Below are 15,060 nucleotides of genomic sequence, written 5' to 3'. Positions count from 1 at the left end.
AAAATAATTTTATATTAATAAATAATTAAGTTCTATGATATAAATTTTCATTGCTTTGATAAAAAATATGCAGAGCAATGAAAATAAAAGGACCAATGTCTAAGTGGTGGTGGATTAAAGGCACTCAAAAAGCCAAGTATCAATGCGAGCCTTAAAGTAAATAAGCTATACAGTACTTGTACAAGTATGGTAAATTTGCTCAAAAATGCAAAAGCAAATAAGCTCAATAAATGGTGCTAAGTGGCATTTTTGGAAAAGTCAAATATATCCAATGCCAAGGCAAGATGTCCCAAAACCAAATCGCAGCAAAAGCGAAAAAAGCTTTGCATATATTTTGCGGCACTCTTAAAAACCCAAAATGGGAGCAAAGGAGCTAATATGAAAGCAAATTTATTCAAAGTTTTGGCACTTCTGCCTTTAGCCTTATATTCTGCAAGCCCAGCAGAACAACCAAAAGATAGAACTCTAGCAGTAACGCTCATCGAAAAAGCAGGCTCTCAAAATCTTTGCCTGACACCTAAATTTAAAGGTGGCGACGGCTATATCTACGCAAATTATTGTGGCAGCAAAGACGTAAAAAAGGCTAGATACGACCTTTTTGGCAGGATAAGCTTTAATGTAAATGGCACAAATCTCTGCATGCAAGCCCCAGCAAACGTAACCGACGCTAATAGCATACATCAGTCTGAGTGGGACTATGTTAGACTAAGACCTTGCGTAATAAACGACGACAATCAAAAATGGCGTATCAAAGATGGGCATATCTACACTTATAAGGGAAATTTGGAGCTAAAATCCTACGGTTATTATGGCTATGTGGGAGCGGTTGGTGATAATGGTGATAAAATCGAGCTACAAGACGTTATGCATAGCTGGATATACACCGCTGCTACACCATCTACTCTCAGTATAAAAACTACGCTAGGCTGGATAAGCGAGCCTTTTGAAGGCTTTAGTTTTTACTCGCTTTATAATAATGCCTCAACAAATGCCGAGCTAAAGTGGCTTTATTATAATCCAAGTAACGGACATATTGCTCAGTACGAGCCAAGCGATGGCACGCTAAGCTGCCTGAGCTCCACAGGGCTGGAAAATGCCGAGCCATGGGACTGGGCTAAGTGGAGTGTTTGTACTGATAGTGTAACAAGAAGCTCTGATAAACACAACTCATGGCAGCTAGGCGAGATGATAGAAAACGAAGCGGAGTTAAGGGATTATAATGGCAATCTGCTACGACTTGATAGATATGGCACCCACTGGGGCGTACCATATGTCATTAGTCCACAGCAAATCGACGCAGACATCGCTCACTCTCCTACGTCTAGGTTTATTTTTTCTAGAGATGTGGAGGATTTTGTTAAATTTGAAAATGCAAATCTCTCCCTAAGTCTGCCTAGTTGCGAGGCGAATGGGCGGTTTGAGCACAAGATAAGCAAGCGCGATCTGCCGTCAAATTTTACTCTTGATGATGCGTGGATTAGGAGGCTTCATGATATAGCGACTACTGTAAATCCAAACATACGCCCAAGCCCTAGATCTGGCGTGTGTGGCACGTGCATGCTTCATAGCTTTGAGATGATACTAGAGCTTATGAGCTCGCACGATGAAAGTCCGCTTAGTAGAGGCGGACTTTTGTTTGATACGGGCTTTGGCGAAAATCCATTCGCATCTCTTGCTACTCGTTTTCCATCACTGAATGAGCGGCTGATGGCAACTAGGGCGATGAGTGCTGGTTTTACTCGTTTTGAGACTACTGATAGGTTTATGACTAGGGCTGAGCAGATAGTTTTAGCCGTCTCTCAAATCGCTATGCCAAATATCTCACTAAGACCAACTAGAATGGTAAGAAGCGATGAGATTTATCAGTTATCACAAAGCGTACTAAACTCCCCAGACGGCAGTCTGTGGCTGACCGTGATGTATCGTAGCAGGCCTGACGGCACTGGTACGGTGGGGCACGTGCAGCCTATCTTGCGTACTCATGATGGGGTAGTTATAATTCCTACAAATACGCAAATGGACTTAGATAGCTTTAGAGAAAATCTCCAAGCTGTTGATAGCAGTGATGATATGATTAGGGCTTTTACGCTGGGAGGAGCTAGGAGGCTTGAGTTATTGCAGTTTTACCGCGTTTCAGCGGCGACTGTATCGCCCCTAAGTGTAACGCTCTCTCCGCAAAACTGCTCTGCTAGTGGCAGCGGTAGTGGGTATGGTAACAAACGCCCGCTAAGCCCATCAGAGCTAAGCCAGTGTGAAGTTAAAAAAAGGTGCTTGGAGTAAGCTTTTAGGCTATATCAAATTGTCTCTTTAAATAAAATATTGCTTTATAAATTTTTAAAAAGCAAGCCCTGTGTTGCGTATGGGTGGCTTAGCCATTGTTTGCGATGCAGGGCGATATACTCACTAGAGTCTGGCTTTGCTTCGCTACGCCTAGACTGGGCGGACATAAACTGAAGTGGCGCAAAAAGCAAAGCTCGTTTAAAAACTATGGCTACGCTCTGTTTTAAAATAAACTTGGTTTTGCTTATCTTTGCAAAAAACATCGGCTACGATTGTTTAAAGAAGCCACGTTTTGCTTGCGACACTAAAGCGTATGCAAGCGATAAAAAAGCAGTGGCAAGCATCAAAACACAGGGTTCATAAGATAGTAGGCACGCTAGGCTCATGCTCAGCGAAGCTATCCAGATTTTTACACTAAGCTTTGCTAAATTCCAAAATCGCACCGATACTGCTTTGCAACGCTTGCAATACTGCAAGCCAATCGCACAAATTAGTAGCACTTGGCTTGCTTTGTGGCTTAAAATTTGCATTTAAAAAGTCACGCTACTTCTTTAGGGGTTATGAATTTAATCCAGTCTCCTTTTTTGAGCGTGTTTGACTAGCTTTTTTAAATTTAAAACAAGCTAGTTTTGCCCCCCCCCCTTTTTTTTAGACCACGCAAAGCTAGCCCAAATCCGCCTAAAATCTTATCCGTCCCCAGCAAAAGTCGTTTGACAGCTGACTATACAGGGGCGAGTTTGGACGCCCCAAAGCCAAGTAAATTTAACAAATCATCCTATCCGCCTACTATTTTTGGTTTACTAAACGCCCTAATCTCTCTTAGCACGCCTTTAAATTTCTCCACTTGAACAAGCAGGGTGTGAGCGCAGTTGCTCTGCCCTAGGCTGGAGCTACCTTTATCACGAGTTAGGACATTGACATTGCCGTGCTGGCAAAGGCTCTTTTTGCCCCACTCATCAGGGTCATACCACGCCCCTTCGCAGATGATTATCACGTCATCTTGAGCCACTTCGCTCACAAGTGCACCGCAAAGTATCTCTCCGCGGTCATTAAAAACTCGCACCACATCGCCCGTTTTTATGCCGCGCTCGCTTGCCGCTTTTGGGCTTATGATGACTGGCTCACGTCCACCAATCTCAGCATATCCCCTAATAAGCGAGTTATTTAGCTGGCTATGAAGGCGAAATCTTGAGTGTGGGCTTGATACGGCTAATGGGTATTTTTTTATTAAATTTTTATCGCCCAGCCACTCAAATGGCTCAAACCACGCAGGGTGTCCTAGGCAGTCAGCATAGCCCATTTTGGCGATGGCTGGAGAGTAGATTTCTATCTTACCAGATGGTGTGCCTAGGCGGTTTTTGTGCGGATTTTGCCTGTAAGCAGCAAGGCGCGTGTAGTATCTTTTGCTCTCATCTTCACGATCAAACCTAGCGTATCCAGCCTGCCAAAACTCATCAAAGCTAGGCACATTAGCATAGCCTAGAGCCTTTGCCTGAGACGTAGCGTCTGCGTAGATTTCCCTAACCCACTCTAGCTCGCTTTTGCCCTCGCTAAACACTTCGCCCATGCCCCAGCGTTCGCAGATACCTCGACAAATTTCAAAATCGCTCCTACTCTCGCCCATAGGTGAGATGACAGGCTTAATGGCAAAGATATACTCATTTGTGGCGTTGCTAGCGGCTATGTCGGTGCGTTCGCCCTCAATCGCCACTGGCAGGACTATGTCGCTAAGCTTAGCCGTGCTAGTCCAAAACGGCTCAGCGGTGATTACGGTGTCAAGTTTTTGCCACGCTTTTACGGCACGATTGACGTCTTGATGACGAGTAAAAATTGACCCACTTGCGTTATACGCCACTCTGATGCGCGGCAGGCGGATTTTGCGCCCCTTAAAGTCTATCTCCTTGCCTGGATTTTCGAGGGCTTCGATAAAGCGGCTGGTTGGGATAGTGTAGTTTTGACCCTTTACCCATGGGCTTTCTGGCGTAGTGTAGCTCTCGCTTGGCACGGCTGAGATGCCCTTTAGGCTAGGGGCTATCATAGTCTTTGCGCTGCCGCCATTGTAACCTAGGCTAAACTCAAATCCCCCTCCGCTTTTGCCGATATGTCCTAGCATGGCACTAAGCGTAGCTATCATCCAAAACGCCTGCTCGCCGTGGTCTTGTCGCTGCAAGGCGCGTCCTGCGATGATGATTGAGTTATCCTTTGCTAGGCGTTCGCACAGGGCTTTTAGCTCGCTTTGGCTTACATTGCATATCGCACTAGCCCAGGCCAAATCTTTCACCACGCCGTCATCTTTGCCGAGCAGGTAGTCTTTAAATTTATTAAAGCCGACGGTGTATTTTTTGATAAATTCCTTATCATATAGCCCGCTTTCATATAGGTAGTGGCACATTCCTATCATCATAGCAGTGTCGGTGTTTGGGCGGACTGGGATATACTCACTATCTACGTAGCGAGCGGTGTTGTTGCGGTAGGTGTCTATGCTTGTTATGCTGATTTTACCAGCCTCTTTTAGCTCTTTTATGCGGGTAAAATACTCATAATTATCGTGCGTTGGTACGCCTGTGGCGATCTGGTTTGTTACTACTGGATCTGTCCCCCAAAAGACTATGTTTTTACAATCCCTAATAATCGCCTCCCAGCGTGTGGGTGCGTCATACACGGTCGTACTACCAAAGACGTAGGGCATAATGGCAATGCCAGCCCCAGTGGAGTAATCATCAGTCTCCTCCACATAGCCGCCTAGTATTTTTAGCATCCTGTGAGCCACGGTGCGTCCCCAGCTGACCTTGCCACCGCCGCCCCACCAGTAGCACTCTCCATATACCGCCTCAGCTCCGTATTTATCGAAGTTTTCCTTTAGTGCCTTTGCTGCTAGATCAAGCGCCGTGTCCCAGCTAACCCGCACAAACTCCTCCTTGCCACGAAGCTCTGGCTTGTTTGGGGCATTTTTGGCTAGGTAGCTTTTGCGTACATAGGGGTAGAGCACTCGGCTTTCGTTTTGTATGCGATCTGGCAGGGAGTTATTCATCGTGCTTGGGAATTTATCCCCATTAAACGGCTCTACGCTTACGATTTGAGCGCTGTTTGTGTTTGCCCAAAATGCCCCAAAACGGTTTGCCGTTAGAGTCTTTTTGCTATCAAAAATAGTCTCAAGCGCTCCGTCAATGCGGTTTGCCTGAGCCGAAGCCGCCGCTATGGCTGAAAATTTGATAAAATCACGCCTTTTCATAACTATCTCCTTTAAATTTATTTTGCGTCTTTTGCGTTGTGTTGCAGGTATTTTATGATCAGATCTTTTTGGGCTGGTTCTAGCACGACAAAGCCGCCACTTTCCATACTCTCAATCGCAAACGGCCATTGACTCACGCTAAACTCACTAGGAGCGTGCAGGTGATGACACGCCGAGCAGACCTGCTCGTACTCGCTCTTTGCCTTTGCGTATAGCTCGTCTGGACTAGCGACGATAGCACTACTAGGCAGATCAAAGCTTAGCTCAGACTCAAGCCAAATCTCGCCGTATTCATCCTCAGCCTTTTTTAAAACTTTAATAAATGGATTACTTTCTCCTTTAAAGCTAGCATTGTCGTTTTCGTCTGCAAAGATGAGATACTCTTCATATTTTTGCGGGTCTTTGACTAGCTTTTCTTGATAATTTTCATTGACAAATCCAGATACCTTTACTTTTGCATTTTTGGCATTTTGCGAGAGTATCTCAACTGGCGTAAGCACTGTGGCAAAGCCTATAAATTTGCCATCTTGCGATACCTTAATATGCTCTTTTAAAAAGCCACTCTGCCCAAAAGCAAGGCAGGCACAAGCACTAAAAATCAGCATAGCCTTTTTCATTTTTATCCTTTATTAAATTTAATCCATAGCTTTGCAAATGTAGCAATAAATCATACTTGCAAATGCCAAAAACACTCAAATTTTAATGGCTTTTGTATTATTTAATGCTTAAAAACTTAATATAATTTTATATATTTTACTTAATTTTTTTCTCAAAGTATTACTGGGATTAAATTTATATAAAAGCAGCCCTTACAAACTCTCCAGCGTCCTTTAAGGCTTCATTTGCCGTGTCAAGTGTCTTTGTATAATGCAAAAATGCGTGCAAGACGCCCTTATATTCCCTATACTCGCTCCTGCCCCTGCGTTTTAAAATCTCAAAAAGCAAGCGACTATCGTCTTTGAGCGGGTCAAACTCGCACGAGGCGATAAAGCTAGCAGGAAGCCCTGATAAATCGGCATTAAAGATATTTACAAGGCTATCACTACGCTCTTTTGGAAAGCTTAAATACATATCGTAATAATACTCTATATCAGCCGCGCTTAGCCCGTCCCACTCGCCGCCTAGCAGGCTTTGCGAGACGGAGCCTTTAAGCCCATAAATGCCGTAAAATAGCAGCAGAGCTTTAAATTTATCCGCAAGCTCTGGCTCGTTTTGCCTTAGCATAAGCTGGCTAGCCAGGCATAAATTTGCCCCAGCACTATCTCCAAAAAGCGCGAATTTATCATCGCTTAAGTCAAAGCTATCGGCGTGGGCGATGACGTGCCTTGCAGCCGCCACGCACTCGTTTATCTGCGTGGGGTATTTTGTCTCTGGGGCTAGGGAGTAATCAACGGCGATAGTAACGGCGTTTGCGTGCTTTGCTAGCGTCCTTGCCATTCGGTCGTGTGTATCTAGGCTGCCTAGCACCCAGCCGCCGCCGTGAATGAAAAATATCGCCCCGCAAGGCGTATCGCTAGGATAGTGTAGCCTTAGTCCGAGCCTTTTGCCGTCAAATTCAAAACTCGCCTCACGGCTTTTTGCCATCTCTGCGCCGCCCTCATTCCAAAATCTCCGCTCCGCCTCATACGCCGCCCTCATCTGCTCTAAGCTAGCGTCCGCGCCTAGGCTAACCGAATGCTCTTTGCTTAGACTTAAAGCCTGCTTCATCTGTGCTGAAATCTCGCTTAAAACGTCTATTTTGTTTTTATCCAGCATATCCGCCCCTTTTAAATTTAAATGATTTTTTAATTACAAATTTTAAGCCATAATACAAGCCCAACGCCACTACTTTATGCGGCTCGTATTGCCTTGCAATATACTCGCCTACTCGCTTATGGCACGGACGACGAGCAGTCGTCGTCCTAAGTCCTGCGGACTTGCCGACACTCCTGTGCCAGTACCGTAAGGTATGACCGCCACTGCTACGCATTGGCGGCACGATTTTTAGCAGCTCCTTCGTATTGCTGTAAAAATCTGGGGAGCGGCGGCAGGACGTAGTCCTAGCAAGCCCACTGCTGGGCTTGCGTGCCGTAAGAGAGTGAGCGGAGCGTATCGCCCTGTGATGCGAGCGATAGATAAGCCACTCATATACGTGGCATTTGGCTTGCCAGCCAGCCTATTTAAAACCTTCCTAGCGTTTTATTATATGGTATCGCCCAGTGGATTATTAAAAACAGCATTATCATTACGCCAGCCGCAATAAAAGCGTAGCCGTAGCGGATGTCCTGCCTGTATTCGCTGCCCTTTTGCTCGCTTTTAGGCAGCTCGTGCAAGGCTTTTAAAAACGCTCTCTCACTCTTGCTCTGCTTGCCAGAAAAAGCCACGCCAAGCACCACGCTAATAGCTAGCCCCACAAAAAACGCATCAAGCCACGCTGGCAGGCTAAAAAGCCCAGCAGCAGTGGCGGCCTTAGCCCCCAAATAGCCCGCAAAGCCCCCTATCATCGAGTAAAACGCCGCCCTTTCATTCAATCGCCCACTCCACACGCTAGCAAACGCCACATACCCCCACGAAGCCGCGATAATCGTGCTAGCAAACCACGCTATAATCCTAATGCTAGCCAGCTCAAAATACGCCATAACAAGCACCGCCACACTAACGGCTAGGATAATTAGCCTAGTAAGCTTAAGTTGAGCGGCTTCAGAGTCAAGCTTAATCCCCAAAACATCATCTGCAATGCTAAAACTAACGACGGATAAAAATGTTGTAGCTGAACTAAGTCCAGCTGAGAGTATGCCAGTGAGCAAAAACGCCCCCAAAGCCTTTGGGGCTAGTTCGTAAGCGGCATAGATGATGACGTTTTCAGGGCGTGGCATATTAGGATAAATCTCAATCATCGCAATGGCGATAAGGTATAAAAACAGCAAAAAATAGATAGTAAGAATGGCTGAGATGATGCCAGAACGAAAAATGGTATGCTCATCTTTTGCTATTAAATTTCGCCCAGCCTGCCAGGGGCTAACAGCGACGGTGATAAGCCAGACTATGCCAAGCGTAACGCCGTAGATAATAGTAGTAAAGGGGCTTTGCTCTCCTGTATTGCCGTGATAGCTTAGTAGGTCTTTTGGGGCGTTTGGATTAAGTGTGAGACGCTCAACCAGGCTTGCAAGTCCGCCGGCATTTTCAAAGACATAATATCCCACAAAAATGGTCGAAAGCAAAAAGCACACGCACATAGCCGTGTCAATGAGTATGACGCCCTTTGAGCCTGAGTAAAGCGTAAAAAGCAAAATCGCCGCAAAGCTGATTAAAAGGCAGCTTAGCCTATCTAGCCCCGTTAGGCTTTGCATTAGTATGCCAGTAGCTTGCAGGACGCTTAGCAAATAAGCACCAAGAGAAACCGTAACTATAAGCCCAGATAGAATTTGAATGCGCCTGCTATTAAAACGAAGCCTAAAATAGCTAGGCATAGTATTTACCTGTGCGCGTCTAATGTATCTACCAAAGTAAAGCGGACCTATGACATAGCCACAAGCACAAAGGGTATTAATAATAAAAAGCGTGGTGATATTGCCGCTATACGCATACGCCGTATCGCCCATAAAGCCGTTTGTACTTAGCATCGAGGCAAACATAGTCCCAGCGATAAAAAGCGTAGTGGCGTTTCTGCCGCTGACGTAATAATCATCTAAGCTTTTTACCCTACGCCCAGCCCAAAGCCCAATAGCTAGATAAAACAAAAGCCCCAAAAATATGCCAGCAAGATAGATATTCATATTCTCTTTCCTAGCTTGCTTTCTTTACTTATCGTCCGCACGAAAACCACCCCAGTAAGTACGAGAGTAAGCCCCACAAATACACTAAAAATAATCTCACTCATTTTTTCTCCTTTGGGCGGATTGGGAAGTTAAATTCCACCTAATAAAAATAAGGAACGACTAGATGCGACGTATCGCACAGCCAAACAAGGCGGATTTAAATTTTGCGATGGGAGTTACCTCTTTGGTAATGACCGAGCAAAATTTAAATAGAGCGCTGTATGGCGAAGCGAGACAAGCTCACCTAATCGCTTGGCTTATTTACCTTTCCACTTTGGCTCACGCTTTTGCATAAAAGCCAGCGGCCCCTCCACGCCGTCTTCGGTTTTTTCGATGTAGCGGTAGGCGATGTCGCTTAGCCGCATCGCATCTTCAAGCGACATTGAGCCAGATTGATGGATTATCTGCTTTGTAAATTTTAAAGACAGTGGAGCGTTTTTGGCTATCACGCCAGCTAGCTCTACGGCTCGTGGTATTAGGCTTTCACTGCTTACTACTTCGTTTATGATGCCTATTTCTTTGGCTCTTTGGGCATTTATTAGCTCGCCGGTTAGACACATTTGCATAGCGACCTTTCTTGGTAGTTCTCGCCCCATTCGCACTAGCCCACCTGTGGAGGCGATTAGCCCCACCTTTACCTCAGGCAGACCAAACCTAGCCCCCTCGCAGGCGATGACTATATCGCAGGCTAGGGCTATCTCCATTCCTCCGCCCACAGCAACACCATTTACAGCGGCTATTATGGGCTTGGTCGATAGCCTGTTTGTTAGCCCGCCAAAGCCGTGAGCCGTGATAGTCTGGCACTCGCCACTCTCGCTTAGCTCGCTTAAATCCTCCCCAGCACAAAAGCTTTTCTCCCCTTCGCCGGTTACAATTATAACTCTTACTTCTGTGTCGCTTTCGGCTAAATTTAATATCTCCTCCATCTTAGCCGAAGTCTCGCCGTTTAGAGCGTTTCGCTTGTGTGGGCGGTTGATTTTTAGCGTTAAAATTCCATCTTTAAGCGTGCTAATTAGCTCGGCACTTCCGTGATAATCTTTCATTTTCTCCCCCTTTTTTCCCTAGCCCAAAGCCGCTATTAGCCTTGGTAAAATTTTATTTAAATCCCCCACTATGCCGTAGTCTGCATACTCAAAAATAGGGGCGTTTTCGTCCTTGTTTATGGCGATAATTTTCTCGCTATCCTTCACGCCGACCATATGCTGGACCTGTCCGCTCACGCCTATGCCGATGTAGATTTGCGGCTTAGCCATCACGCTTGAAATGCCGATGTATCTGTCCCTATCCAGCCACCGCTCGCTTTCTGCTATGGGGCGAGTGCAGCCTAGCTCGGCACCTACTATCTCGCACAGGCTTTGTGTCATGGCTAGGTCGTCCCTGCGTGAGAAGCCACGCCCCACTGCGACGATTTTCTTTGCCTTTGCTAGCTCCACACTGCTGGCTTGCTTTGGAGTGGTTTTTATTAGCTTTATGGCTTGCTTTGGCGGAATAAATTCGACGCTTTTTACTTCGCTATCTTTTGGATTTGGTGTGGCTGGTGGGTAGCTGCCAGCAGCTAGAGCGATTATGGCTAGGTCGGTTTTGATTAGCTGCTCGCTTATGGCAAGCCCTCCGTAGACCATCTTTTCGCACAGCACGCCTGCGTCGCTTTTGCTTAGGCTTAGGGCTTCGGTGCATACGCCAGCTTTTAAGCTCTCGCCAAGCAGTGCGGCTAGGGCTTTGCCGCTTCTTGTGCTAGCTAGTAGTAGCACGCCGCCCCCATTTACGACGCTAGCGATGGTTTCGGCATTGCTCTCTGCTATTTCGCTGCTGCCGTTTATCTGCACTATTTTGCTAGCACCCAGCTCGCTGGCTAGCTTTGTTATCTCGCTTGTTGTCACGATGACGCTAAAATCCTCACTTAGGCTTGCAGCTGCACTGATTAGCTCCGCTAGCCTGCTTGCCGTATCGGCGTAGATATAAACGCTCATTTTTGCTCCTTTTTAAATTTGTTTTTGCTTTTGGGGCGTGGCGGTTTTTGACGCTTCTGCCTTGCCTGACGCTTTTGCTTTTGCCAGCTTTAAATTTAAACGGCTCACGCAAGCCCCCAGCCCCAGCCAGCTTTGCCTGCGATGCGGACGGCACATCTATGCCTCCTGCCGTAAAAGGCTAGGCTGCATATTTTAAAGAACTTTAAATTTAAACAGCAGGCTTAATTCAAAGCGTGGCAAGAAGCCTTTGCCTGCAAAAGCTGGCAAGCACCCTGATAAAGCCTTAAAACGCACATTAGCACGCAAGCCCCATACAAAGCAGCCTGCAAACGCATTTAACGCAGCTTGCCCTAGCTGTTTAAATTCATCACTCCGCCATAACCACGTGCTTGATATTTTGGATAAACTTATCTATCATTTCATCGCTATCGCCCTTTACTATCACGCCAAGCCTCTGCTTTCGTGCTGGGGCTTTAATGCTTAAAATCTCCACGTCCCCAGCCGCGTTAAGGCTCACGCTAAGCTCGCTGGCTGGCTTTTTAGACGCAGCTAAAATTGCCTTCATACCGGGTATGGTTGGGGTGTTTATGTCTGTGGATACGCACAAAAGTGCTGGCAGGGCGAGCTCGAGTTTTTGAGTTTCATTCTCAAGCTCTCTTAAGACCACGACCCTACTTTCATCGACGCTAACTATCTCACTCACGCCGCTAATGGCGGCTATGCCTAGCTTTGCCCCCAGCCGCATACCCACCTGCGAGCTGTAAAAATCCCCAGACCCATCACCGCAGATGATGAGCGAGTAGCCCGTCTGATTAGCCATCGCAGCTAGCACGCAGGCGGTGTCGCTGGGTGGCAAAATATCGCTTTGCGTGGATAAAAACAGCTCATCAAGCCCCCTTGAGAGCAGGTCTTTTTTGATTTTTGGGCTGTTTGCTAGCTCGCCGCCCACGCTTAGTCCTATGAGTTTGGCTTCTGATAGGCTGGCTTTTATATCCACGCCGGCTTGGATTGCATTTAGGTCAAACTGGCTTATTTTGCCGCCTGCGTTACTTAAATTTAGCGTTCTATCAGCATTTATTGCGATGTCTTGTTCTTGTGGTACGACCTTGCAACATACTAAAATATTCATCGTATCTCCTTATAATCACGATATTTATATAATCGTGATTATATAATAACTATAAATAAAAAGTCAATAGTTTTTTTATAAAATTTAATTAATTTAAATAATTAAAATAAAAATAAGTGGTAATCTTGCCTTTTGTTGTATATTTAAACTGAATTTTTTAAATTTAGGCTTTTATTTAGGAAATATTGCCTATTGTTCCACGTCTTCTTTCTAGGTTTGGTTTTATAAAAAAATCTGCTATGAATGTTTTTAAAATAAAAATTTAAGCAGATATTTTTAAATTTATACTTTAAAAATTAAAAAATTATATTATATGAATATAATAAGAAAATATTTCAAAAAGCCTTGACTGAAAGCGATAGTTGGCTTAATTTTATAAAAAACTTAAGTAAAAAATATAATAAAAATTTTTTATAAAACTATTGACAATTTAATCATAGTTGTTATATAATCATGATTATAAAAATAACTTGATTATAGTTGTTTTTATATATTGATTAGCATGTTTAGAATGTTTTGTTCTTTTGGTTAATGGTTTGAATATTGTATTTGCAAAGATAAATAATAAAGGTTTTGATTGGTTTTTTTAAGTTTTTATTTGGGTGGCAGATTAAATTTATTTTGCTTTTAATAAGGCAAAAATTTAAACAAATCATTAATCATTTAGACAAGGATGGCATTTGCGAATTTGTGTTGGTTTGTGGTCAAACTTACAGGTTAAAAAAATAAATATAAAAATATAAAAAGGAGGGCAAAATGCAAAACAGCAAAGAAACTAAGTTGAGCGAAAGCTCGGTAAATTTAAGCCCATCAAAGCCAGATAAGACTGCTGGGGGTGGGTTTAAAAGTGGTGCGAATTTTTCGCAGGATAGTTCGGATTTGAAAAATGCTTTAGATTTAGATGCAAATCCAGCCAAATCAACAAAAACAAGCATTGAGCCAAAGGTTTTCTTCCCTTCCCTTGCAGTGGTGTGCTTGCTGGGCTATCTTGTGGTGCGTGATCTAGACGCCGCAAACCGCGTCATAAACGCCACTTTTAGCTATGTTACAAACACTTGGGGCTGGGCTTTTGAGTGGTATATGGTCGTGATGGTAGTTGGCTGGTTTTGGCTAGTCTTTGGCAAGATAGGCGATAAAAGGCTGGGCGATGAAAAGCCCGAGTTTAGCACGCTTAGCTGGGTGTTTATGATGTTTGCTTCTTGCACATCGGCTGCGGTGCTATACTGGGGCAGCGCTGAAATTTATTATTACGTTACCACGCCGCCATTTCATCTTGAGCCAAACTCCCTAGCCGCTCGTGAGCTGGGCTTAGCCTACTCGCTCTTTCACTGGGGGCCGCTGCCGTGGGCGACTTATAGCCTGCTTAGCGTGGCTTTTGGCTATTTTTTGTTTGTTAAAAAGATTAACGTCATACGCCCAAGCGGCACGATAGAAGCAGCTGTGGGGGCTAGGCTAGCAAAAGGCTGGCTGGGAACGCTGATTGACAACGTCTATATCGTCGCTCTAATCCTAGCTATGGGCACTAGCCTTGGGCTAGCTACGCCGCTGGTTACTGAGTGTATGCAGTATCTTTTTGGCATTCCACGCTCGCTTGAGCTTGACACGATGATAATAAGCTGCTGGGTCGTATTTAACGCCATTTGCGTCGCTTTTGGACTAAACCGCGGCATAAAGCTAGCCAGCGACGTGCGAAGCTATCTAATGATAATAATGCTAGGCTGGGTCTTTATCGTGGGGGCTAGCGGCTTTACGATTAATTATTTTACTGATAGCGTGGGCGTTATGCTTAATAACCTTGGGCGAATGCTCTTTTATACAGACGCCGTAGGAGCTGGTGGCTTTCCGCAGGGCTGGACTGTGTTTTACTGGGCGTGGTGGGTAGTTTATGGCATACAGATGTGTATATTCCTAGCTCGCATTAGCCGTGGTAGGAGTGTGCGTGAGCTGTGCGTGGGTATGGTGGCGGGGCTAACGGCAACTACGTGGCTGCTTTGGACCGTGCTTGGTTCAAACACCATAAATTTAATGATAACAAACGCCATAGATTTACCGACTATAATCTCCACTCACGGACTGGCTCGTGGCATAATTGAGACTTGGGCTGCACTTCCTTTCCCTACCATAACTATGTGGGGCTTTTTCGTGCTTTGCTTTATCGCTACGATCACGCTTATAAATGCTTGCAGCTACACTTTGGCGATGAGTACGTGCAAAGAGGCTAGCGGCTACTTGGAACCGCCACTTTGGGTGCGTGTGGGCTGGAGTGTGCTTGTAGGAGTTATTGGCGTTACACTGCTAGCTCTTGGCGGACTTAAGCCTATTCAGACGGCGATTATCGCTGGGGGTTGTCCGCTGTTTTTTGTCAATATTTTGATTTTAGTTGCGTTTTTTAAGGATGCAAAGAAAAGTGGGTGGTTTTAAATTTATTGGCTGCTCGTCTCGTGAGCACTTTTTTACAAACTTCGGGGCTCACATACTATTAGTATGCTTCGCCCATCGCCAGCTTCGTGTCAAAGCACTCGCTGGCTCTCAGTTTGTAAAAAATCATCTCACGATACGTCGCAGCAATAGCTAGTAGTAAAAATCTTGATAGCAGGGCAGAAACGGAGAATGCGAAGTATTGTGCGTTAGATTTCAATGTTGCGACGAAAA

Annotated in this window: 12 protein-coding genes; 2 read left to right on the top strand and 10 right to left on the bottom strand. The window is 45.2% G+C overall.

What is annotated here, in order from left to right:
- Nucleotides 1-378 precede the first annotated feature (378 nt).
- On the top strand, nt 379-2,280 hold the full coding sequence (locus LBC_RS08380; protein WP_221253984.1) for a DUF1561 family protein: 1,902 nt from the start codon (nt 379-381) through the stop codon (nt 2,278-2,280).
- Between the two features lie 44 nt (nt 2,281-2,324).
- On the opposite strand, the gene LBC_RS08375 is transcribed toward LBC_RS08380, so the two are convergent.
- From LBC_RS08375 to fixA, 10 genes are all read right to left on the bottom strand, one after another.
- Complete coding sequence (locus LBC_RS08375) at nt 2,325-2,543, bottom strand: hypothetical protein (protein WP_221253983.1); 219 nt, start codon at nt 2,541-2,543, stop codon at nt 2,325-2,327.
- Between the two features lie 512 nt (nt 2,544-3,055).
- Nucleotides 3,056-5,512, bottom strand: coding sequence for a molybdopterin-dependent oxidoreductase (locus tag LBC_RS08370; RefSeq protein WP_221253982.1), 2,457 nt, complete (start codon nt 5,510-5,512; stop codon nt 3,056-3,058).
- A gap of 17 nt (nt 5,513-5,529) precedes the next feature.
- Nucleotides 5,530-6,129 carry a hypothetical protein gene (locus tag LBC_RS08365; protein WP_221253981.1) on the bottom strand — a complete coding sequence of 200 codons (600 nt, stop codon included), beginning with the start codon at nt 6,127-6,129 and terminating at the stop codon, nt 5,530-5,532.
- A 175-nt stretch (nt 6,130-6,304) separates the two neighbouring features.
- Nucleotides 6,305-7,267, bottom strand: coding sequence for an alpha/beta hydrolase fold domain-containing protein (locus LBC_RS08360; protein ID WP_221253980.1), 963 nt, complete (start codon nt 7,265-7,267; stop codon nt 6,305-6,307).
- Complete coding sequence (locus tag LBC_RS08355; protein ID WP_221253979.1) at nt 7,257-7,490, bottom strand: hypothetical protein; 234 nt, start codon at nt 7,488-7,490, stop codon at nt 7,257-7,259. Before LBC_RS08355 ends, LBC_RS08360 begins: the two co-directional genes overlap by 11 nt.
- A gap of 181 nt (nt 7,491-7,671) precedes the next feature.
- Nucleotides 7,672-9,267, bottom strand: coding sequence for a sodium:solute symporter (locus LBC_RS08350; RefSeq protein WP_221253978.1), 1,596 nt, complete (start codon nt 9,265-9,267; stop codon nt 7,672-7,674).
- A gap of 299 nt (nt 9,268-9,566) precedes the next feature.
- A complete protein-coding gene (locus tag LBC_RS08345; protein WP_221253977.1) occupies nt 9,567-10,352 on the bottom strand; it encodes an enoyl-CoA hydratase-related protein in 786 nt (261 codons plus the stop codon).
- 18 nt (nt 10,353-10,370) lie between these two features.
- Nucleotides 10,371-11,279: an FAD-binding protein gene (locus LBC_RS08340; RefSeq protein WP_221253976.1), complete on the bottom strand. Its 909-nt coding sequence runs from the start codon at nt 11,277-11,279 to the stop codon at nt 10,371-10,373.
- Entirely contained in the window at nt 11,206-11,433 is a 228-nt protein-coding gene (locus tag LBC_RS08335; protein WP_221253975.1) for a hypothetical protein, read from the bottom strand. The genes LBC_RS08340 and LBC_RS08335 overlap by 74 nt, the downstream gene beginning before the upstream one ends.
- A gap of 213 nt (nt 11,434-11,646) precedes the next feature.
- Entirely contained in the window at nt 11,647-12,408 is a 762-nt protein-coding gene (gene fixA, locus LBC_RS08330; RefSeq protein WP_221253974.1) for a putative electron transfer flavoprotein FixA, read from the bottom strand.
- Between the two features lie 756 nt (nt 12,409-13,164).
- Between fixA and caiT the strand changes: the two genes are divergently transcribed.
- Complete coding sequence (caiT, locus tag LBC_RS08325; RefSeq protein ID WP_221253973.1) at nt 13,165-14,829, top strand: L-carnitine/gamma-butyrobetaine antiporter; 1,665 nt, start codon at nt 13,165-13,167, stop codon at nt 14,827-14,829.
- Nucleotides 14,830-15,060 lie beyond the last annotated feature (231 nt).

The organism is Campylobacter sp. 19-13652, assembly GCF_019702925.1.
Taxonomy (GTDB): Bacteria; Campylobacterota; Campylobacteria; order Campylobacterales; family Campylobacteraceae; genus Campylobacter_A.
The sequence above is the reverse complement of the archived record's forward strand: the minus strand, read 5'-3'. Positions and strand labels throughout refer to the sequence as shown.